This is a genomic window from Mucilaginibacter ximonensis, assembly GCF_042686265.1.
In the GTDB taxonomy this organism is placed as follows: domain Bacteria; phylum Bacteroidota; class Bacteroidia; order Sphingobacteriales; family Sphingobacteriaceae; genus Mucilaginibacter; species Mucilaginibacter ximonensis.
In genome coordinates, this window is sequence record NZ_JBHUPD010000002.1 from 1093257 (window position 1) to 1114484 (window position 21228).

At 44.7% G+C, this 21228-nt stretch carries 18 protein-coding genes; 7 read left to right on the top strand and 11 right to left on the bottom strand.

Annotated features, from left to right (window positions below; translation table 11 throughout):
• The first annotated feature begins 14 nt into the window (after window positions 1–14).
• Window positions 15–1526 carry a sulfatase family protein gene (locus ACFS5N_RS12465; RefSeq protein ID WP_377185866.1) on the top strand — a complete coding sequence of 504 codons (1512 nt, stop codon included), beginning with the start codon at window positions 15–17 and terminating at the stop codon, window positions 1524–1526.
• A 161-nt stretch (window positions 1527–1687) separates the two neighbouring features.
• Here ACFS5N_RS12465 and ACFS5N_RS12470 read toward each other — a convergent pair whose 3' ends face one another.
• Window positions 1688–3976, bottom strand: coding sequence for a GH92 family glycosyl hydrolase (locus ACFS5N_RS12470; protein ID WP_377185868.1), 2289 nt, complete (start codon window positions 3974–3976; stop codon window positions 1688–1690).
• 172 nt (window positions 3977–4148) lie between these two features.
• On the opposite strand from ACFS5N_RS12470, the gene ACFS5N_RS12475 reads away from it, so the two are divergent.
• From ACFS5N_RS12475 to ACFS5N_RS12490, 4 genes are all read left to right on the top strand, one after another.
• Window positions 4149–4727 carry a LemA family protein gene (locus ACFS5N_RS12475; protein WP_377185870.1) on the top strand — a complete coding sequence of 193 codons (579 nt, stop codon included), beginning with the start codon at window positions 4149–4151 and terminating at the stop codon, window positions 4725–4727.
• Window positions 4728–4840: 113 nt separating this feature from the next.
• The gene (locus ACFS5N_RS12480) at window positions 4841–5278 is read left to right on the top strand and encodes a TPM domain-containing protein (protein WP_377185872.1); all 438 of its coding nucleotides are present in this window, start codon (window positions 4841–4843) and stop codon (window positions 5276–5278) included.
• A gap of 10 nt (window positions 5279–5288) precedes the next feature.
• Window positions 5289–6098, top strand: a complete 810-nt coding sequence (locus ACFS5N_RS12485) for a TPM domain-containing protein (RefSeq protein WP_377185874.1) — start codon at window positions 5289–5291, stop codon at window positions 6096–6098.
• Between the two features lie 117 nt (window positions 6099–6215).
• Window positions 6216–6770, top strand: a complete 555-nt coding sequence (locus ACFS5N_RS12490) for an NUDIX hydrolase (protein ID WP_377185876.1) — start codon at window positions 6216–6218, stop codon at window positions 6768–6770.
• Window positions 6771–6840: 70 nt separating this feature from the next.
• Here ACFS5N_RS12490 and ACFS5N_RS12495 read toward each other — a convergent pair whose 3' ends face one another.
• The 7 genes from ACFS5N_RS12495 to ACFS5N_RS12525 all read right to left on the bottom strand — a co-directional run bounded on the left by ACFS5N_RS12495 (window position 6841) and on the right by ACFS5N_RS12525 (window position 15156).
• A complete protein-coding gene (locus ACFS5N_RS12495; protein WP_377185878.1) occupies window positions 6841–8103 on the bottom strand; it encodes a glucose-1-phosphate adenylyltransferase in 1263 nt (420 codons plus the stop codon).
• Window positions 8100–9533, bottom strand: coding sequence for a glycogen synthase (locus ACFS5N_RS12500; protein ID WP_377185880.1), 1434 nt, complete (start codon window positions 9531–9533; stop codon window positions 8100–8102). Before ACFS5N_RS12500 ends, ACFS5N_RS12495 begins: the two co-directional genes overlap by 4 nt.
• Window positions 9534–9776: 243 nt before the next feature.
• Complete coding sequence (locus ACFS5N_RS12505) at window positions 9777–10718, bottom strand: manganese catalase family protein (protein ID WP_377185882.1); 942 nt, start codon at window positions 10716–10718, stop codon at window positions 9777–9779.
• Between the two features lie 111 nt (window positions 10719–10829).
• A complete protein-coding gene (gene polA / locus ACFS5N_RS12510; protein ID WP_377185884.1) occupies window positions 10830–13646 on the bottom strand; it encodes a DNA polymerase I in 2817 nt (938 codons plus the stop codon).
• Between the two features lie 141 nt (window positions 13647–13787).
• Window positions 13788–14363: a DNA-3-methyladenine glycosylase I gene (locus ACFS5N_RS12515; protein ID WP_377185886.1), complete on the bottom strand. Its 576-nt coding sequence runs from the start codon at window positions 14361–14363 to the stop codon at window positions 13788–13790.
• Between the two features lies 1 nt (window position 14364).
• Window positions 14365–14727: a four helix bundle protein gene (locus ACFS5N_RS12520; RefSeq protein ID WP_377185888.1), complete on the bottom strand. Its 363-nt coding sequence runs from the start codon at window positions 14725–14727 to the stop codon at window positions 14365–14367.
• Window positions 14728–14805: 78 nt separating this feature from the next.
• Window positions 14806–15156 carry a carboxymuconolactone decarboxylase family protein gene (locus tag ACFS5N_RS12525; RefSeq protein WP_377185890.1) on the bottom strand — a complete coding sequence of 117 codons (351 nt, stop codon included), beginning with the start codon at window positions 15154–15156 and terminating at the stop codon, window positions 14806–14808.
• Between the two features lie 83 nt (window positions 15157–15239).
• Here ACFS5N_RS12525 and ACFS5N_RS12530 point away from each other — a divergent pair, with 83 nt between their 5' ends.
• Window positions 15240–15605: a VOC family protein gene (locus ACFS5N_RS12530; protein WP_377185892.1), complete on the top strand. Its 366-nt coding sequence runs from the start codon at window positions 15240–15242 to the stop codon at window positions 15603–15605.
• A 132-nt stretch (window positions 15606–15737) separates the two neighbouring features.
• Window positions 15738–17117 (top strand): histidine--tRNA ligase, encoded by a 1380-nt coding sequence (gene hisS, locus ACFS5N_RS12535; protein WP_377185894.1) that lies wholly within the window; start codon window positions 15738–15740, stop codon window positions 17115–17117.
• 80 nt (window positions 17118–17197) lie between these two features.
• Here the strand turns inward: hisS and pgl are convergent, their stop codons facing one another.
• The 3 genes from pgl to gndA form a co-directional block, all read right to left on the bottom strand.
• Complete coding sequence (gene pgl / locus ACFS5N_RS12540) at window positions 17198–17944, bottom strand: 6-phosphogluconolactonase (protein WP_377185896.1); 747 nt, start codon at window positions 17942–17944, stop codon at window positions 17198–17200.
• 137 nt (window positions 17945–18081) lie between these two features.
• Window positions 18082–19596: a glucose-6-phosphate dehydrogenase gene (zwf, locus tag ACFS5N_RS12545; RefSeq protein ID WP_377185898.1), complete on the bottom strand. Its 1515-nt coding sequence runs from the start codon at window positions 19594–19596 to the stop codon at window positions 18082–18084.
• A 135-nt stretch (window positions 19597–19731) separates the two neighbouring features.
• Window positions 19732–21150 carry an NADP-dependent phosphogluconate dehydrogenase gene (gene gndA, locus ACFS5N_RS12550; protein ID WP_377185900.1) on the bottom strand — a complete coding sequence of 473 codons (1419 nt, stop codon included), beginning with the start codon at window positions 21148–21150 and terminating at the stop codon, window positions 19732–19734.
• Window positions 21151–21228 lie beyond the last annotated feature (78 nt).

Genomic DNA, 21228 nt, shown 5'->3' on the forward strand with positions numbered 1-21228 from the left:
TACTGCTCTTGATAATGGCATTGAGGGTCACCTCCTTTTCGCAACGAAAAGCCCGCCCTAATATTATATTCATTTTAGCCGATGACCATGCGTATCAGGCTATCAGTGCCTACGGTTCTAAATTCATTAAAACGCCCAATATAGACCGCATTGCGCGCGAAGGGGCCTTAATGAAGCAGGCTTTTGTGACCAATTCCGTTTGTAGCCCCAGTCGCGCGGTGATTCTGACGGGTAAGTACTCGCATATTAACGGCATGAAAGATAACGGCACTTATTTTAACGGTGCGCAACAAACCTTGCCTAAGTTATTTAAGCAGTATGGCTATCAAACAGCTATGATTGGCAAGTGGCATTTATTTAGCGAGCCTACCGGTTTTGATTACTGGAACATCCTGCCCGATCAGGGGAATTACTATCATCCTGAATTTATCAATATGAGGGATACGGTGCATTACGATGGTTATGTAACGGACATTATTACAGACCTGGCTATACACTGGATCGACTCAAATAAGAACCAGCCATTTTTCCTGATGGTGCACCATAAAGCGCCACACCGTAATGTAATGCCGCCTATTAAATATTTAAATAAGTTTAATCATATAAAGTTTCCGTATCCTTTTAGTTTTTATGACGATTACAAGAATAAGCCTGGTTTGCAGCGCCAAAGCCTTACCATAAAAAATGATCTGGACATTCGTTATGACAGCAAGATTCCTTGCGATACCTGTGCCGTTGGCAAAATAAATGCCTGGGCGCCGGGTGAGTATCAAAAAGAGCTGTCGGGCCTTACCCCGGCCGAGCGCAAGATCTGGGATGCCGCCTATCAAAAGCAATATAGTATTTTTAAAACGCTTCATACTAAAACCGAGATTACGCGCTTTCAGTACCAGCGCTACATGGAAGATTATCTTCGCTGCGTCATGTCGCTTGATGATAACGTCGGGCGCGTTTTAAACTATCTGGACAAAACCGGGCTGGCAAAAAACACCATCGTGGTATATATGTCAGACCAGGGCTTTTTCCTGGGCGAACATGGGCTGTACGATAAACGCTTTATGTATGAAGAGGCTTTTCGCACGCCAATGATGATACGTTATCCTACCACTATTAAGCCGGGACTAAAATTAAATCAGTTTGTCCTGAATTTAGACATTGCGCCTACCTTACTCGACCTGGCCGGCATTAAACCGCCGGCTGATATGCAAGGCGAGTCGATGAAAGCGCTGCTTACCCGTCAGCCGCTTGTCAAGAAATGGCGCGATGAAATTTATTATCATTACTACGAACTGTCATTCAATGCCACGGCTCATTATGGTATACGCACCAAACATTACGCGCTTATGCATTTTTACCAACCGGTTGACGGTTGGGAACTTTATGATTTGCAAAAAGATCCGCATGAAATGACCAATGTTTATGATAAGCCCGGGTACCGGCAAACCGTAGCTATTTTGAAACAGCATTTAACTGCGCTACAGGCAAAATATGGTGATGAGGAGAAGAATTTCCTTAAGAAAAGGTAAAACCACCTGTTATTACTCGCTTTGTAATTCTGATTTCTATAACAGATATGATTGATTCTTGAGCCACTTTATTTTTCGTACTGTTCATCTTGTTTTATACTCATGTATAACAAAAACGCCCGCGCCATTTGGCGCGGGCGTTTTTGTTATGTCAATAACCGCTATTTATGTTTCGGCCCCATAAAGAAAGTGATCTCGCCGCCATTCATAATATCTGCATGACTCAGGAACAGTTTGTTCAACGGTTTGCCGTTCAATATTATCTTTTGGATGTAAACATTCTTGGCGCTTTGATTATTCACGTGGATATTAAACGTTTTGCCATTGCCCACTTGAACCACAGCGCCGTCAACCGCGGGGCTGCCTATGGCATACTGGTCAGACGCCGGTGCTACCGGGTAAAAGCCCAATGAGCTGAAAATGTACCAGGCGCTCATCTGGCCGGTGTCATCATTACCGCCTAAGCCATCGGGTGTTGGTTTGTACATTTTAGGTAAGATCATGCGGATCTTGTCCTGTGCTTTCCAAGGCTTGTCGGTCCAGTCGTACAGGTAGGCTACGTGGTGCGATGGCTCATTACCATGCACGTAGTTGCCAATGATACCGTCTTTGGTGATGTCTTCAGTCTCTGCAAAATACTTGTCGGGCAGGTTGTAGCTGAACAGGCTGTCAACATAAGTCACAAAGCGTTTATTGCCACCCATCAACTTGATTAATGAAGCCGGATCGTGCGGAACATACAGCGTGTAGTTCCAGGCGTTACCTTCAATAAAGCCCTGGTTAATGGTGGTAAACGGATCAAAGTTTTTGCGGAACTTACCGTCAGCATTGCGCGGGTGCATAAAGCCCGATTTTGGGTCGTACACATTTTTGTAATTCTCGGCACGTTTACTAAACTCCTTATAAATGGCTTCGTTACCCAGTTTCTTCGCCATTTGGGCTATGCACCAGTCGTCATAAGCATATTCCAGCGTTGATGATACTGAGTTGCCATCCTTTTCGTCAGGGATGTAGCCCAGGTCCATGTAATCACCTATACCCAGATAGTCGCGGTGCGTAGCGGTAGTAACGCAAGCTTCTAAAGCTTTATTGGCGTCAAACGGTACATTGCCTTTAACCACGGCGTCAGCAATAACAGAAACGCTATGGTAGCCGCTCATACACCAGTTCTCGTTAGCCGAGTTGCTCCAAACCGGCAGCATATGCTCCGGGCTTTGGTCAAAATGGGCCAGCATTGATTTAACCATGTCGGCATTACGCTCCGGGTCTATAATGTTAAACAGCGGATGCAAGGCGCGGTGGGTATCCCATAAACTGAAAGTGGTATAGTTGGTAAAACCCTTAGCGGTATGTATTTCCTGATCAAGGCCCTTGTATTTGCCGTCAACGTCCATGTAAACTGTTGGATTGATCATGGTGTGATACATTGAAGTGTAGAAGTTCTCCTTGATCTCTTTATTACCCTGGATGGTGATTTTATGCAGTTCTTTCTCCCATGCGTCCTGGCCTTCTTTTTTAATCTGGTCAAAGTCCCACGTTTTAGCTTCGGCTGCCAGATTGGCTTGTGCGCCCTGCATGCTTACCGGAGATATAGCAAATTTAATCTTGATCTTCTCGCCTTCTTCGGTTTTACCGAAATTGAAGTAAGCACGCAGGTTTTTACCGGCAATCTCCGGGAAGTTTTTCACCGAAGCAAACTTACCCCAGAAGCCGCCATATACCTCACGTTTGGAGAAGTTTTTATAACCGTGGCCAATAAACGGTTTCGAAAACTCCATCGCAAAGTACAAGGCACGGGTGCGGGCCCATCCATTAGTTAAGCGATAGCCAACCACGTGGCGGTCATCAATCACGCGCATATAGGTCCACACATTTTTGTCGGGGTAGTTATAAATACCCGACATCAGGTCGAGGATGATATGTGCATCGTCGCTTTTAGGGAAGGTATATTGATGGAAACCAACGCGGGTTGTGGTGGTTAACTCGGCGGTGATGTTGTGCTCGTCAAGCTTTACTTTGTAGTAGTTAGCTTCGGCTACCTCATTAGCGTGCGAGAAAGGTGAGCGGTAACCGCTATGTGGTTTGTCGGCAGTGCCGGGGTTTAATTTTAGCTGACCAACAGTGGGCATGATCAAAAAGTCGCCCAGGTCTGAGTGTCCGGTGCCGCTGAAGTGCGTATGGCTAAAGCCTACAATGGTTTTATCTTCGTATTGATAACCAGCACAATACTCATAAACTTTTGGGTTGTAATGACCGTTAAGCTCGTAGCCTACGGTATCAGTCTCGGGGCTTAGCTGCACCATACCAAATGGTACAGTGGCACCCGGGAAAGTGTGTCCCATGCGCTGAGTGCCCACGATAGGCTTAACATATTGTATTAAATTTTCTGATTTTTGCGCGCTGGCAGCAAAGCCCGAGCACACTAAAAGGACGGTAAATATTCTCTTCATTTGAATGGAGGACAGTTAATTGCAATTCAATCGCAAATTATAAAATGTAATTGATTAATTGATTTAATTTATATTTACCTAAGCATTTGCCATAATGGCACTCAAAAACAAAATTTGTAACAACGGAATGCGATTTGCTATCTAAACTTTAAAAAAACAGAAACTAAAAAAAATGAAAAAGTTATTCACAGCAATATTGGTTATCGTGGCAGCAATGTCATTAAGTTCATGCAGCTATAACAGCATGGTGCAGATGGACGAGAATGTTAAAGCTAAATGGGGCGTGGTACAAACCCAGTATCAACGCCGTGCCGACTTGATCCCTAACCTGGTTGAGGCTGTTAAAGGTGCTGCTAATTTCGAGAAAAGTACGCTAACCGACGTGATCAACGCCCGCGCCAAAGCTACGTCTGTACAGGTTGACCCTTCAAAACTAACGCCTGAATCCATAAAACAATTTCAGGCTGCACAGGGGCAGTTAAGCTCAGCATTAGGCAGATTAATGGTGGTTAGCGAAAACTATCCGGACCTTAAAACTAACCAAAACTTTTTGGGCTTACAGGCTCAATTAGAAGGCACCGAGAACCGCATTACCGTTGCGCGTAACGACTTTAACGACGCAGTTCAGCAGTATAACACCAAGATCCGTTCGTTCCCGGCTAACATTACTGCCAAAATGTTCAGCTTTACCGAGAAAGGTTACTTTCAGGCAGAAGCCGGTTCAGATAAAGCGCCGAAAGTTAAGTTTTAACTTTTGAAGGTTGAAGAGTAAAGATTGAAGATTAGTGCCTTAAATTTCTAATCTTCAATCTTATCATAATAACCTGTCTAATCTTTAATCTTCAATAACCAATTTTTAAGCCCATGGCTTTATTTACCGACGAAGAACAACAACGTATCCGCGAAGCTATAGCCGAAGCCGAAAAACATATTTCGGGCGAGGTGCGGGTTTGTATCGAGAAAACCTGTAGCGAAGATGTGCTGGATCGCGCAGCTAAATATTTTTATCAACTGGATATGGATAAAACACGCCTGCGTAATGGCGTACTTATTTATGTAGCGGTGGTGGACCGCAAGTTTGCCATTATTGGCGACTCTGGCATTAACCAACTGGTTGATACCCATTTTTGGGACAGCACCAAAGAGGATATGCTTGCCCACTTTAAAACCGGTGATATTATTGAAGGCATAGTAACGGGTATTAAAATAGCCGGTGACCAGTTAAGCAAATACTTCCCGCACGACTTGAATAGCGACACCAACGAACTAAGCGATGATGTTGCCTTTATGGATGGCGATTAGAACTAAGACAATGTTTAAAAAACTCCTATTATTTGTTGGCTTGCTGCTTTGTGTTTACCGTGTTATCGCACAGCAGCTTCCCCCTAAGTCGAACACCCTGGTGACCGACTATACCAATACGTTGTCGGCCGATGAAAGGCAGAAGCTGGAAGACAAATTGGTTGCTTTTAATGACTCAACCTCATCGCAAATTGCTATTGTGATGATCCACTCTATCGGCGATTATGATGTAAATGAATATGCCCAAAAATTGGGACGCGCCTGGGGAATTGGTCAGAAGGGCAAAAATAACGGCATTATTATATTGGTTGCGTTAGACGATCATAAACTGTCTATCCAAACCGGTTACGGAATGGAAGGCGCATTGCCTGACGTTATTACCCAGCAAATCCGCGTAAACGACATGAACCCCCGTTTTAAGGCGGGGCAATTTTATGAAGGCTTAGATGCAGGTGTCGACGATATTATTAAATATACTAAAGGCGAATATAAGGCCGACTCCAATACGAAGCGTAAGAGTAAAGACAATGACGGTGGCGGCTCCGCGGGTTTTGTGATCATCATCGTAATTGTCATCCTGATCATTGTATTCCGTAACAGGGGTGGTGGCGGTGGCGGTCATATTATCGGCAGCCGTGGTGGCGCTAGTCCGTTCTGGTGGTTTTTAGCAGGCAATGCTTTGGGACGCGGCAGTGGCGGCGGCTGGGGTGGTTTCTCTGGCGGCAGCGGCGGCTTTGGTGGCGGCGGCGGAGGAGGCGGTGGCTTCGGCGGATTTGGCGGGGGCAGCTTCGGCGGCGGCGGCTCGGGCGGTAGTTGGTAGGCTTAGTTATTAGAGATTAGTTGGCCAGATTTTAGGTTTTCTTTTCTGATTTGTGATTGAGCGTGACGCGGCAAACCTTAATTTTGCTTCTTGAGCATTTATCTATAAAACAAACACATGAGTAATAACTTAGAATGGAAAATTTGCCATTCAGAATATATACACAAAGGCCCCTGGGCCACTTTGCGGAGCGATGAATGCGAAATGCCCGACGGGCGTATCGTAGATCAATATTATGTATTAGAATATCCAAACTGGGTAAACGCAGTTGCCCTAACGGCTGAAAATAAAGTCTTGATGGTGCGCCAATATCGGCATGCGGCAAATATTGTGTCACTTGAGATTCCCGGCGGTGTTATTGATGGCGATGAGGCTCCTGAAGCTGCAATGCGTCGTGAGTTGCTGGAGGAAACGGGTTATCAGTTTGATGACATAGAGCAGATCAGTGTGGTTTACCCAAATCCATCCACGGCCAATAATCACGTTTACTGTTACCTGGCTAAAGGTGGCATCAAGGTGCAGGAGCAAGCTTTAGATGAGCACGAAGAGCTTGTAGTTGAAGAATACACTATTGATGAGGTGAAAAAGTTACTGGCTGATAATAAAATAGCCCAATCATTGCATTGCACCGGTTTGTTTTATGCGTTTTTGAAATTAGGCGTATTGAAATAACGTACATTCTTAAAAGTCAAAAGCCAGGCATTGCCTGGCTTTTTTTGTTCATAAAAGAACTATTTCAAAATTAAATCACAGTTCCGTTTGGTATTACTGCGCGTTTTTTAATCACAACAATACCATCTTGTACGGTATGGGTTGGGTAGTCACCGTTCGGCAGCGGGTCGCCACAGTTAATGCATACGTCATCGCCTATATACGTGTTTTTATCAATGATGGCGTTTTTAATCTGGCATCTGTCGCCAATACCCATAATAGGTTGATTGTTTTCCTTACATTCAGCTATCTGCTCCAGGGTTTGGTAGTTATCGCTACCCATAATATAGCAGTTCTCAATAGTGGTATCAAAGCCTATACGGGTACGGATACCGACAACAGAGCGAATGATATGATCGGCATTAATGATACAGCCATCGGCAATAATAGCTTTTTCCATGTGTGTGCCAGATACCTTTGACGGCGGCAGCATACGTGCACGGGTAAAAATGTAGTTCTTGTCGAACATGTTAAACTGAGGGATATCGTCTGTCAAGCCCAAATTGGCGTCAAAAAACGACGGGATGGTACCTATGTCTGTCCAGTAACCTTCGTATTGATAGCTTAATACACGGTGGTTAACAATTGATTGCGGAATGATCTCCTTACCAAAGTCAGGGTGATTATTGCTTTGCAGTGTATCATATAAAAGCTTTCGGTTAAAAATATAAATCCCCATTGATGCCAGATAGTTGCGTCCCTGGGCCTTCATTTCATCACTTACTTCCGATTGCAGGTATTCAAAATCGGTTTTAGGTTTCTCAACAAACTGGGTGATAAAACTGTCTTCGTCAGTTTTTAAAATACCAAACCCGGGTACATCATTAGCATGAACCGGGATTGTAGCTATAGATATATCGGCATTTTTTTCAATGTGCTCATTCAGCATATCGTCAAAATCCATCTGGTATAATTGGTCCCCCGATAAAATCAATACATGGTCAAACTCGTGTACAGCCAAATGATGCAGGCTCTGGCGCACCGCATCGGCAGTGCCCTGAAACCACGAACCACTGGTAGGCGTTTGTTCGGCTGCTAAAATGTCAACAAAAGCCTCGCTGAAACTACTAAAGTGATAAGTGTTCTTGATGTGTTTATTTAACGAGGCCGAGTTAAACTGCGTTAATACGTAAATACGGGTAATGCCCGAGTGTAAGCAGTTTGAAATAGGGATATCAACCAATCGGTATTTACCCGCCACAGGTACTGCCGGTTTTGATCGTGTTGCAGTAAGCGGATAGAGACGGCTGCCCTGGCCACCGCCCAGAACAATGCAAATTACTTTAGATGTCATGTTGTTGCTGTTGTTGAAATTATGCCTTTATAAAGTTCTATATATTGTTTAGCCGATGCGTCCCACGAAAAATCAAGGGCCATCATCCGCTTACGTAATGTTTGCATTTGTTTTGTGTCTGGATAAAGGGCTAAAGCGCGGCCTACGGAATAGGCGATGTCGGCTACACTTACGTTGTTAAACCGGATGCCATAACCACCTGCGTCGCCAAAATCTATTACAGTGTCCTTTAACCCCCCGGTACTGCGTACTACCGGCATGGTGCCGTAGCGTAAAGAGTATAGTTGATTTAGTCCGCAAGGTTCAACGCGGCTAGGCATCAGCAGGAAATCTGAACCTGCGTAAACCTGGTGCGCCAACTCTTCGTTATATCCTATATACACATTACAATCAACAGGGAAATTCTCTTTTAGTTCTTGTAAGTCCTTTTCTATATCCTCATCGCCGGCTCCCAATATCAGGAAGTTTACCTGACCCGCATAATCTTTCAGGCAGGTTTCAATAGCCTCGGCTAACAATTCGGCACCTTTCTCCAAAACCAGTCTGCCAATGAAGCTGATAAGTGGTTTTGAAGGGTCAAGATTAAACCTGGCGCAAAGCGCTTCTTTATTTTTTTGCTTTCCGGAAGTAACCTTTATTGCCGTATATTTTTCTACAATCATAGGGTCCGTAGCCGAATTCCATACCTGTGTGTCAATACCGTTGATTATGCCAACCCCTCTGGCGCGTTCCAAAAAAAACAGATATTCCAATCCGTTTGAGCTGATTGAAAGTTCGTCCAGGTAACTTGGCGAAACGGTAGTATATTTAAAGGCACAGCGTACAGCAGACGCCAGTGGATTAATACCGCCGGCCCAGTCCAGTAAGCCGGTTTTACTCAAATCAATTTCAGGCAGGTAAGCTAACTTATCCCAGCCAAATGCGCCATGATATTGCCCGTTATGAATGGTAAATACAGTTGGCGTATCTGCCAGGCGGGTATAAAGCTTTGAATATTTTAACAAGAACGGAATTAGGCCTGAATGGTGGTCATGGCAATGAATTATGTCAGGCGATTGCTGCGAATAGCTTATCCAGTCTAAAAAAGCAATCTGAAAGGCAATAAACTGCTCGGTCTCATCTGGGTAGCTGTAGATGTTTTCGCGGTCAACCAGTCCGGGAATCTTTACCAGATAAAGGGGGAACCCCAGCTTATCTGTTTTTTCTTTAAGTATCTCAAAATACAGCCTGCGCGTGCCAAGTAAAGTTGCACTTTGAAAAACGGTATCAAACTCGTTCTCGCGGGTAAATTTACGATCATAAAAAGGCATTACCACGGCCGCGTCAAGCCCGGCCAGGTTTTGGTATTTGGGTAAAGCACCTACAACGTCGGCAAGGCCGCCAACTTTGGCAACCGGGTAACATTCGGCACTCAGGTGATATATTTTCATTGGTTTTATATGCAGTGAGTAAGGTACTAAACATTCGGGTAAATAAGCAAACACATAATTTGAAAAAAGTGTTTTCCCCGCTATGAAAGTTTAAGTTAAACCAACGTTGAATTATGATATTGACAATTTAACCGATTATATAGCCACGGAAATTAAGATTATTGCAATCTGACTATAAAGCATAAAAGTATAGCGAATAAAAAAGCCGCCTCACCGGCGGCTTAAACATTCACACTATAAAAACTAAATTTCTGAATCATAAATACTCCAGGAGATTGCTTTAAGCGGTGTCGCCTCATTAATCTCGGCACTGCGTTCTTTAGCGAGAGCCTTATCGGTTTTAATAACATTTTTTTCGGTACGATCGGTGCCCTCCGGCTCTCGTTCTACCAAACCTTTAGTGGCATTAACTTCCGCTTTGGGCTCGGCAATATATTGCCATTCTTCATTTAACTGGCTGCTTTTGCCTTCATTCCAACCACCGCGAACTTCCTGCCCGTTAGACATGTTAAAATAGAGGTTGCTATAACGCGGATCGCTTTGCAACACACCCGGCGGAAAATTTGGCTGAATGCTATTTAATGCCGCCTCAAATTGTTGATAATGAGCTACTTCCCTGGTCATTAAGAAGCGTAAGGTTTCTTTAACATAAGGGTCGTCCGTAAACGACATCAGGTATTCATACACAATTTTAGCGCGCGATTCAGCAGCAATGTTCGACCGCAGGTCGACCGTCAAATCTCCATTCGCGGTAACGTAAGCCGCCGTCCACGGGTTACCATTGCTGTCTGTAAGTGTCGGACTGCCGCCGCTCAATACACCAAACTGCGGATTGATCATGGCCTCATGCATAAAGCTTTCTTTTGCTGCCTTGCCATTCATGGTTTGCATGATCTCCGATTCATCGGCTGATGCCTTTAATTCGCCGCTGACTCCGCTGAGCAGCATCTGAATAGTGGCTCCCACTATTTCCAAATGGCTAAATTCTTCGGTGCCGACATCCATCAGCAAATCATATTTGTCTGGATAGGGTTGTTTGCAGGCAAAAGCCTGGGTGAAATATTGCATGGCGGCTTTAAGCTCACCATTGCCGCCTCCAAACTGCTCCAGCAGCAAGCGTGCAAAACGCGGATCGGGTTTTGATACCCGGGCGTTAAATTGTAGTTCTTTTACGTGATGAAACATAGTCTCTTATTTTAGTCTATAAGAAAACTATGCTATTGAAACTAAGTTTGTTGGGCAATTACGCGTTTTGATGGCGGTAAATACGCGATTTATGCCCGGTGCGGCAGTTAATTAATGCGCTTCCAACCAATTCACACCCTCACCAATTTCAACCAGGATAGGTACAACGGTTTTGATGGCGTTCTTCATCTTATCTACAATAATAGGTTTCACAATTTCCAGTTCGTGTTTAGGCACATCAAATACCAATTCGTCATGCACCTGCATGGTCATACGGCTGTCCAGCTTGCGGTCTTTAAACTCTTTGTGAATATTGATCATGGCAATCTTGATCATATCGGCAGCCGAGCCCTGGATAGGGGCGTTAATGGCATTTCGCTCAGCAAAACCACGAACGGTTGCGTTGGCCGAGTTAATGTCGCGCAGGTAGCGGCGGCGCCCCATCAGTGTGGTCACATAACCATTTTCGCGGGCAAAGTTCATGGTATCGGCCATGTATTGTTTAATGCCCGGAAATTGCAGGAAGTAGTTCTCGATGATCTCGGCGGCTTCTTTGCGCGGTATGCCCAGATTCTGTGACAAACCAAAAGCCGACTGGCCGTAGATGATGCCAAAGTTTACCGCTTTAGCATTACGTCGTTGTGTGCTGTCTACCTCCTCAACAGCAACGCCATAAACGTTGGCAGCAGTAGCGGTATGAATGTCTATACCTTTAACAAAGGCATCCATCATGTTGGCATCCTTGCTGATCTCAGCTATGATACGCAATTCTATCTGCGAATAATCTGCAGAAACAATGATATGATTTTCGTCCCTTGGTATAAATGCTTTACGCACCTCGCGGCCACGCTCAGTACGGATAGGGATGTTTTGCAGGTTAGGGTTGGTTGAACTCAGGCGACCGGTTGCCGCAACTGCCTGGTTGTAACTGGTATGCACACGACCGGTTTTCTGGTTCACCATTTGCGGCAGCGCATCAACATAGGTTGACTTTAGTTTTTGCAACTGGCGATAGTCCAGAATATCACGGACAATGTCGCTTTTGTTGGCCAGCGATAGCAAGACATCCTCGCCTGTTTGGTACTGGCCGGTTTTGGTTTTCTTGGCTTTAGGGTCAAGCATCAGCTTTTCAAACAGTACTTCACCCAGTTGTTTTGGCGAAGCGATATTGAATTTAACACCCGCTTTCTCGTAAACTGTCTTCTCCAGTTTAGCGATATCGTTTTCCAGTTCTTTTGAGAAATCCTTCAGCGTGTCGTGGTCAATACGCACACCTTCGTGCTCAATATCGGCCAATACATAAATAAGAGGGTTCTCAATTTTATGCAGTAATTCTTCAGCCCCAACCTGTTTAATCTTGGGTTCAAAAACTTCTTTAAGTTGTAGGGTGATGTCGGCATCTTCGGCTGCGTACTCTTTGATCTTTTCGATTTCGACATCGCGCATGTTGCCCTGGTTTTTGCCTTTTGGCCCAATAAGCTCAGTAATAGACACCGGTTTATAACCCAGGTAATTTTCGCTGAGCACATCCATGCCGTGACGGGTATCCGGGTCAATGATATAATGCGCCATCATGGTATCAAACAGGTCGCCGCAAATAGCTATGCCGTACCATTTTAGCATCAGGATATCAAATTTCAGGTTTTGGCCGATTTTGCCGATGGAGGGGTCCTCCATTACTTCTTTAAACTCATTAACAATCGACTGTGTTGCTGCCTGATCATGCGGAACCGGTACATACCAGCCCTCGCCGGCTTTTACTGAGAACGAAAGGCCAACCAGTTCGCAATTATTGGCATCGGTTCCGGTAGTTTCAGTATCGAAGCAAAAGCTATTTTGTTGTTTAAGGATATTGATCAGTTCAGCACGTTTCTCTTTAGTATTGGCCAAATAATAGGTGTGTTGAACATTATTGATGTTTTTTGCGGCAGTTTCAAATGCAGGTTCTTTAATATCCTGGATGTCGACGGTTAACGTGGTTCGGCCTTCGGCCACGGGAGCGCCAAACATGTCTATCTGCGTTCCGGCAGATACAGCCTTGATTTCAGTTATGCTAAAATCGTCACCAAATACTCGACGGCCCAGCGTTCTAAATTCAAGTTCGGCAAACAATGGCTCCAAAAGCTCTTTGCTCGGTGAGCACATTTCCAGCCCGGCCTCATCCAGCTCAACCGGTGAGTTCAGGTTTATTGTCGCCAGTTTTTTGGACATCAGGCCCTGCTCGGCAAAGGTTTCAACGTTTTCCTTCAGTTTTCCTTTAAGCTCGTGGCTGTTGGCAATGATACCTTCAACCGAGCCATATTGCTTAATCAACGCCTTGGCGGTTTTTTCGCCCACTCCCGGAATACCGGGAATGCCATCTACAGCATCGCCCCATAAACCTAAAATATCGATAACCTGCTCGGGGCGTTCAACTTCCCATTTGGCCAAAACTTCCGGCACGCCCAAAATCTCCATCTCATTACCCATACGGGCGGGTTTATAGATGAAAATGTTTTCTGATACCAGTTGAGCGAAGTCTTTATCGGGCGTCATACAGTACACCTTGTAGCCTTTCTGTTCGGCTTTTTTGGCCAACGTGCCTATAATGTCGTCAGCCTCATAACCATCGGCAGTGATAACCGGAATATTGAAGCCTAAAATGAGTTTTATAATGTAAGGCAATGCAGAAGACAGATCCTCAGGCATTTGCTCGCGGTGTGCTTTATAGGCAGCAAAGTCGGTATGGCGTTCGGTAGGCGCATCGGTATCAAATACCACGGCCATGTGGGTCGGTTTTTCCTTTTTTAATACATCCAGCAGCGTGTTGGTGAAACCCATTACTGCCGATGTATTTAACCCCCCTGAGGTAAAACGAGGCGTTTTACTCAAAGCAAAATGCGCCCGGTATATCAGGGCCATACCATCTAAAAGGAAAAGCTTTTTCATTGTATTTTTATGCGACGCGTTGAATGCGCCGATTTCTCAAAAATACAACTTCGGGACGTTAATATCGAACACCGAATTTCGAATAATGAATAAAGAAGTACTTCATCATTCGAAATTCAATATTCGTTATTCGATATTATTTTATTTGAAAAAGCACTCCGGCACGTGGTCGTTCACCATACCTGTGGCCTGCATATGCGCATAGCAAATGGTGCTGCCAAAAAACTTAAAACCGCGCTTCTTCATGTCCTTACTGATAGCATCCGACTCGGGCGATGTTGCCGGTGTTTTACCGGAGATGTTGTTAATAGGTTTACCATCGGGCATAAAACTGTACATGTATTTATCAAACGAACCGAACTCTTTCTGTATCTCCAGAAATAACTGCGCGTTTTTAATGGCCGCAATGATTTTTAAGCGATTACGGATAATACCGGCATCCTGCATTAAGCGCTCAACATCTTCATTGTTAAAAGCAGCCACCTTATGCACATCAAAATCAGCAAATGCCTTTTTATAATTCTCTCTGCGACGCAGAATGGTGATCCAGCTCAGCCCCGCCTGTGCCGCTTCCAGTATCAGGAATTCGAACAGTACTTTATCATCATGTGTGGTTTTACCCCATTCTTTATCATGATATTCCATGTAGAGCGGATCGGTACCGCACCAGGAGCAGCGCCGCAAGTCTTCAGTTTGGAGTCGAAAGTCTTGAGTCATTTTATTTAAATTTATCGGGGTTGTTAATCATGTAAATAAGTAAACGTAAAACTTCATTCGCCTGTTGATCTAGCTCGGCAAACTTTTCGGCAGTGATATAACCACAAGCAAGTGATGCGTCGAGCCAAGCGCGTGTTTCGGCATTTTCCATATCAGCATCTGTTAGTTTACTAATAAAGTGATTGGAATATCGTCTTTTTTGATAGGCCTCAGCAACGCAAGCGAAAACAGATCTTGATGAACGTCTTATTTGATCTATTAAGCTATAGGTTTCTTCTTTTGGAAACGTCTTAGTTAGAAAAAATATCTCCATTGACAGAGCGAAAGATTTTTTATATACAATTAAATCCCGAAAGGTACTCATCTGACGACTAATTTAGGCTAATGCGTAAAATTGATATTTTAAGCGAAAATAAAAGAATCAAGACTTTTGACTTCTGACTCAAGACTCAGAACTATTCAACTCATCCCAGTACTCCACCGCCCTGCGGTAATGCGGAATAACGATGGAGCCGCCTACCAAGTTGGCTATCATGAACACCTCGTTCATCTCGTCATGATTTACGCCGGCCTCATGGCATTTACCCAGGTGATATTTGATACAGTCGTCGCAGCGTAAAACCATGGAGGCTACCAGGCCCAGCATTTCTTTGGTTTTCACGTCCAATGCGCCATCGGCATAAGTGGTGGTATCTAAGGCAAAGAAGCGCTTGATATTGGTGTTGGCAGTTTCCATGATCCTATCGTTCATTTTGGTGCGATAAGTTTCAAAGTCGTTTATTAATTTACCCATGATGTTTCTAACTGATAATTGATGCGATAAAGTTATGAATTCCGCTATCTTTATCAGGTCATTAAACCGCAACAAACCCATCCATGATCAATTTTATACGCACCGACCATATTAATATCTGCGTGGCCCCTGAAGACCTCGAGGCGGCTCGCATTTTTTACGCCGATGTGTTGGGGCTGCAGCCTGCTCAACGCCCTGATCATGTGTTTGACACTCCCGGCTATTGGTTCCTGATCGGTGGCATAGAGCTGCATATCGGTGTAGAAAAGCCTGTTGGTTTAACGTTCAGACATACTGCGTTCGAGGTCGGTAACCTTGCAGAGGCACGCCGGTATCTGGAAACAAATGGTGTTACTATCTGCGAAGAACCAGTAATTGAAGGGCGCGACCGCTTCACTTTTCTGGATCCGTTTGGAAACAGAATGGAGTTGCTGGAATACACCTGTTAGTCGTCCTGAACTTGTTTCAGGATCTCCGTCGACAGTAGCCGGACTACTCAGCGAGTGGGACGCCAATCCGTCGGCTGACAGACGGCATCCAAATACCTAAGCAAATTCCCCGTTTTTTGTACCTTTGCCGCCATGGCTATAATTAAACCATCTGTACCCAAAGGCACGCGCGATTTCTCGCCCGCCGAAATGGTAAAACGCAATTTTATTTTTGATACCATTAAAGCTGTCTTTCGTAAATATGGCTATCAGCAAATTGAAACACCGTCAATGGAAAACCTGTCAACGCTGATGGGTAAGTATGGCGATGAGGGCGATAAGTTGATCTTTAAAATTCTGAACAGTGGCGATTATTTGTCAAAAGTAAATCCAGAAAAACTGGGAACCTTAAATTCAAATTTGATCACACAGGAAATCTCTGAAAAAGCCCTCCGTTATGATTTAACTGTGCCATTTGCCCGTTATGTGGTAATGCACCAGAATGATATCACCTTCCCATTCAAGCGTTTCCAGGTACAGCCGGTTTGGCGTGCCGACAGGCCACAAAAAGGCCGTTACCGCGAGTTTTTTCAGTGCGACGCCGATGTGGTAGGCTCGGACTCTCTATTAAACGAGGCGGAGTTTATATTGATTTATGATGAAGCGCTGAGTACTTTAGGTTTAAAAGATTTTACCATCAAAATCAATAATCGCAAAATACTATCGGGCATAGCCGAGGTGATTGGCAAGGCTGACAGTATTATCGACCTTACCGTGGCCATAGATAAACTGGACAAGATTGGCCTGGATGGTGTGATCAAAGAACTGCTGGAAAAAGGCTTTACCCATGCTGATATTGAAAAACTGAAGCCGGTGATCCTGCTGCAAGGCAGTAACGAGGATAAACTGGCTAGTTTGCGTTCGGCGTTAGCAGCATCTGAAATTGGCTTAAAAGGTTGCGGCGAGATAGAAACTGTTTTCAGTTACATCAGCAAATTTAAAATACAACGTGCAACTATAGAGCTGGATATTACCCTGGCCCGCGGATTGAACTATTACACCGGCGCTATTTTCGAAGTAAAAACTAACGAGGTGGCTATGGGTAGCATCGGCGGCGGCGGTCGTTATGATGACCTGACAGGCATGTTTGGCTTAAAAGGCTTAACAGGGGCCGGCATTTCATTTGGCGCCGACAGAATTTATGATGTAATGGAAGAACTAAACCTCTTTCCTGCCGACGCTAACCAAACTACGCGGGTGTTGATATGCTGTTTCGACAGGGAAGGTGAGGTTTACGCCTTACCCTTGCTGCAGCAGCTACGCACAGAAGGCGTAAATGCTGAGCTATATCCCGCCGGAGCCAAGATCAAAAAGCAAATGGAGTACGCTAATAAAAAGAATATCCCGTTCACCGTATTAATTGGCAGCGAAGAAATGCAAAGCGGTTTGCTGGCGTTTAAGGACATGACCACCGGCGAGCAGGAGAAATTAGGAGCTGCCGGTATTGTGGCTAGATTGAAAGCGACCGTTTAGGCTGTCATCATAATAAAGCCGTCATTGCTTCGTTCCTCGCAATGACGTGATGGAAATAAGACATAAAATGCGAAATCATATTATTCTTCGGCGTCCAAATCGTCCACATCCAGATTCGCTGCTGCAGCGTCATCCAAAAACCAAACGGTTTCACCTGCAATAGAATCAATTAACTGCGAAGGATATTCTTCAATATTCTCCTCATCCTCTAAACAATGGTGTACTGCTTCGGCCTTGCTTTCACCATAAACCAGGAACGCTATATTTTTAGCATCATTGATCAATGGCGCGTTCATGGTGATGCGCCATATATTTTTATTAGGCAAAAAGTTAGCTTTTACTGATGGTGTTACATCATGCAATGCTTCGGTATGTGGAAACAATGAGGCGGTATGCGCGTCATCGCCCAAACCTAATAACACCAGGTCGAAGCTCATTTCTTCGTCGTCGAAAAATTCAGCTATTTGCTCGGCATATTTTTGAGCGGCTTCATTGGGTGTTAATGAAGTATCAACGGCAAAAATATTTGAGGGCTCAATGTATAGAGGCAAAAACAGTGCATTTTTAGCCATCAGGTAATTACTCTCAGGGTCGTTTTGCGGCACATTGCGCTCATCGCCGAAAAAGAAATAAACTTTGGTCCAGTCAATACTATCAGCATAAGTTGTTGAGGCCAACAGTTCGTACAATTTTTTAGGCGAACTGCCGCCTGACAATGCTACCGAGAATTTGCCACGCGCCTGAATAGCGGCGTTGGCCGTTTCAACAAAGTATTGGGCTATGCCTTCAATAACTTCGTCAGGAGTTTGGAAGATGTTTAGTTTCATAGTGTTTGTCAAAAAGGAAGGGGCGTGAGCCCCTTGTTATTGTTTCTTGTCATCCTGAGCGGAGCGAAGGATCTTATCAAAGCGATTAACAGGGCGCATAAGATTCTTCGCTCCGCTCAGAATGACAAGTTTTTTAATTACTTCTTCGTATTCTTCAACGGTAACGAGAACCAGGTGAAACCGTCGCGGGCAATCAGCGCCTCGGCAGCTTCAGGGCCCCATGCGCCAGCAGCATAGTTAGGGAAGTTTAAGCTTTTCTTGTTGGTCCAGGTGCTTAAGATAGGCATGATCAAATCCCATGCAGCTTCTATCTGGTCGCCACGCATAAACAGCGTTTGATCGCCCAGCATCGTATCCAGCAATAAAGTTTCATAAGCTTCAGGAGCCTGGTTGGTGTAAGTACCTTTATAGTCAAACACCATGTCTACTGTGTTCAATATCATATCCAAACCCGGGCGTTTTGCCTGTACCTGCAAACGGATGCTCATTTCTGGCTGAATGCTGATGATCAACCTGTTCTGTGTCCAGCTTTCGGCAGCTTCGGTAGGGAATATCTTGTGCGGAACGTCTTTAAACTGAATAGTAATTACCGACGATGTTTGGTGCAGCCTTTTACCTGTACGTACGTAAAAAGGTACACCTTGCCAGCGCCAGTTATCAATAAAGAATTTAATGGCTGCAAAAGTTTCGGTATTTGAGTTTGGATCAACCTTAGGTTCTTCGCGGTAGCCCGGAACCTCTTTGCCTTCCATCCAGCCTTTAGCGTACTGACCGCGTACAGCCGACATACGTACGTCCTCAGGAGAGAAACGACGCATAGCATGCAATACATCAACTTTACGGTTACGTACTTCGTCGGCGTTAAAGTTAACCGGGGTTTCCATGGCAATTAAGCAAAGCAATTGCAACAGGTGATTCTGGATCATGTCGCGCATGGCACCAGAGCCATCATAATAATCGCCTCGTTCCTCCACACCTAACGATTCAGTAACTGATATCTGTACGTGCTCAATATAGTTACGGTTCCATATCGGCTCTAAAATAGAGTTGGCAAAACGGAACGCCATGATGTTTTGTACGGTTTCTTTACCCAGGTAGTGGTCAATGTGATAGATCTGTTTTTCATCGAAAAGACCGGCTAGTAATTTGTTCAATTCTTTAGCCGATTCCAAATCATGACCAAATGGTTTTTCAATTACCACACGGGTTTTCTCCACATCAGTAGTCAATTTGGCTTTGGCCAGGTTTGAGGTGATTATTGGGAAGAAAGTAGGCGATACCGCCAGGTAGTAAATTACGTTTGGTTTAACTTTCCACTCAGCGGCGTGGGCTTCAATACGTTTGCCAAACTCTTTGTAAGTTTCAGCGTCTTTAGCGTCTGATACCTGATAAAAAATATTTTTTTCAAACTCGGCCCATTTAGCTTTGTCGGCTTTACCGCTGCGCGAGAAGTTGTTGATATCCTCGTTTAAGTTTTTTCTGAACTGTTCATCGGTTAGCTGGGTACGCCCGGTGCCGATGATTGAAAATTGTTTTGGCAGCCATCCGTCCAGGAAAAGGTTATACAAGGCTGGCGCAAGTTTACGTGCGTTAAGGTCGCCGGTGCCACCGAAAATGATGAATACGGTAGGCTCTGATTTTATTGTTGACATTTTTTTATGTGCTAACGTTCTAGTTTCAGCCCCCTCTAAATCTCCCCCGGTAGGGGAGACTTTTGGGCTTTTTAGTTAATATGTTTTTCAAAAGCCCTCCCTTCCGGGAAGGGTTGGGAGGGGCCGTTGAGTTTATTAAATTTTAGTCCATTGGGTATGGAAGGTGCCTTCTTTACCAATTAACTCATAAGTATGCGCGCCAAAATAGTCGCGTTGTGCCTGGATTAAATTAGATGGCATACGGCCGCTGCGGAAAGCATCAAAATAGCTTAATGATTCTGCATAGCAAGGTGCAGCAATACCGGCAGCGGTAATAGCCGACACCACGGTACGTGCACCACCAACAGCACCTTTCACTTCATTGGCCACACCCGCATCCAGCAACAAGTGCTCTAAATTTGGATTAGCTGTAAAAGCCTCATAAATGTTCTGTAAGAATAGTGAGCGGATAATACAGCCACCTCTCCATATCTTGGCAATCTCGGCCAGTTTTAAACCATAATTAAACTCCACAGAAGCGCGGCTCAACATATGGATACCTTGTGCATAGCTCATGATGAGGTTAAAGTAGAAGGCTTCTTCAAGCGATTTAAGGAAAGACGCCTGGTCAACATTTAGTTTGCCCTGAACACCACCGTAAATACCTTCAGCTTTCACGCGGAACTCTTTATATTTAGACAGATCGCGCATAGAAACAGACGTGTCTATAGTTGGGATCGGCGCTTGCAGGTCCATAGCCACTTGCGAGGTCCATTTACCGGTGCCTTTGGCGCGGGCCTCGTCCCTGATATCGTCTAATAGTAAATGATCTGTACCCGGTGCTTTATATTTAAAGATGTCACTGGTAATTTCAACCAGGAATGATTTCAGGCGGCCATTGTTCCATTCGGTAAATACTTTACCAATGGCTTCGTTATCCATACCCAAACCTTTTTTCATGATTTCGTAGGTCTCTGCCAATAGCTGCATCACACCGTATTCAATACCGTTGTGCACCATTTTAACAAAGTTACCTGCCGAGCCGGTGCCGCAATAAGTAACGCAAGGTTCGCCATCAACTTTAGCCGCTATAGCTTCAAAAATTGGTTTTACCACTTCGTAAGCTTTTTCGTCGCCCCCCGGCATCATGCTCGGGCCGCGGCGTGCACCTTCTTCGCCGCCTGATACACCCATACCAAAGAAATGGATACCTTTGCTGTTCAGGTAATCAAAACGCCTGTTGGTATCAGTATAGTAAGTGTTACCACCGTCAATGATCAGGTCGCCCTTGTCAATTAGTGGCAACAGCTCTTCAATAACGTCATCAACAATTTTACCGGCAGGCACCAACATCATAATGGCTCGCGGCTTGTTCAGGCTATCTACAAATTCCTTAACATCGCTAAAACCTTTCAGGTTTCCGGTCGTGCTTTCTTCGCCCAATGCCTTCACTTTTTCGGCGTCCTTATCAAATCCGGCACCTTTTACGCCATGGTCGCCCATGTTTAACAAAAGGCTGCGACCCATTACGCCAAGGCCTATCATGCCGAAATCATACTTAGTTGGTGTGCTCATATTAATTGTTGTGATTTTCGTCTGTATAATTATTTATTTGCTGACGAAAATATCATGAGCCGGATTAAACTTACCCGG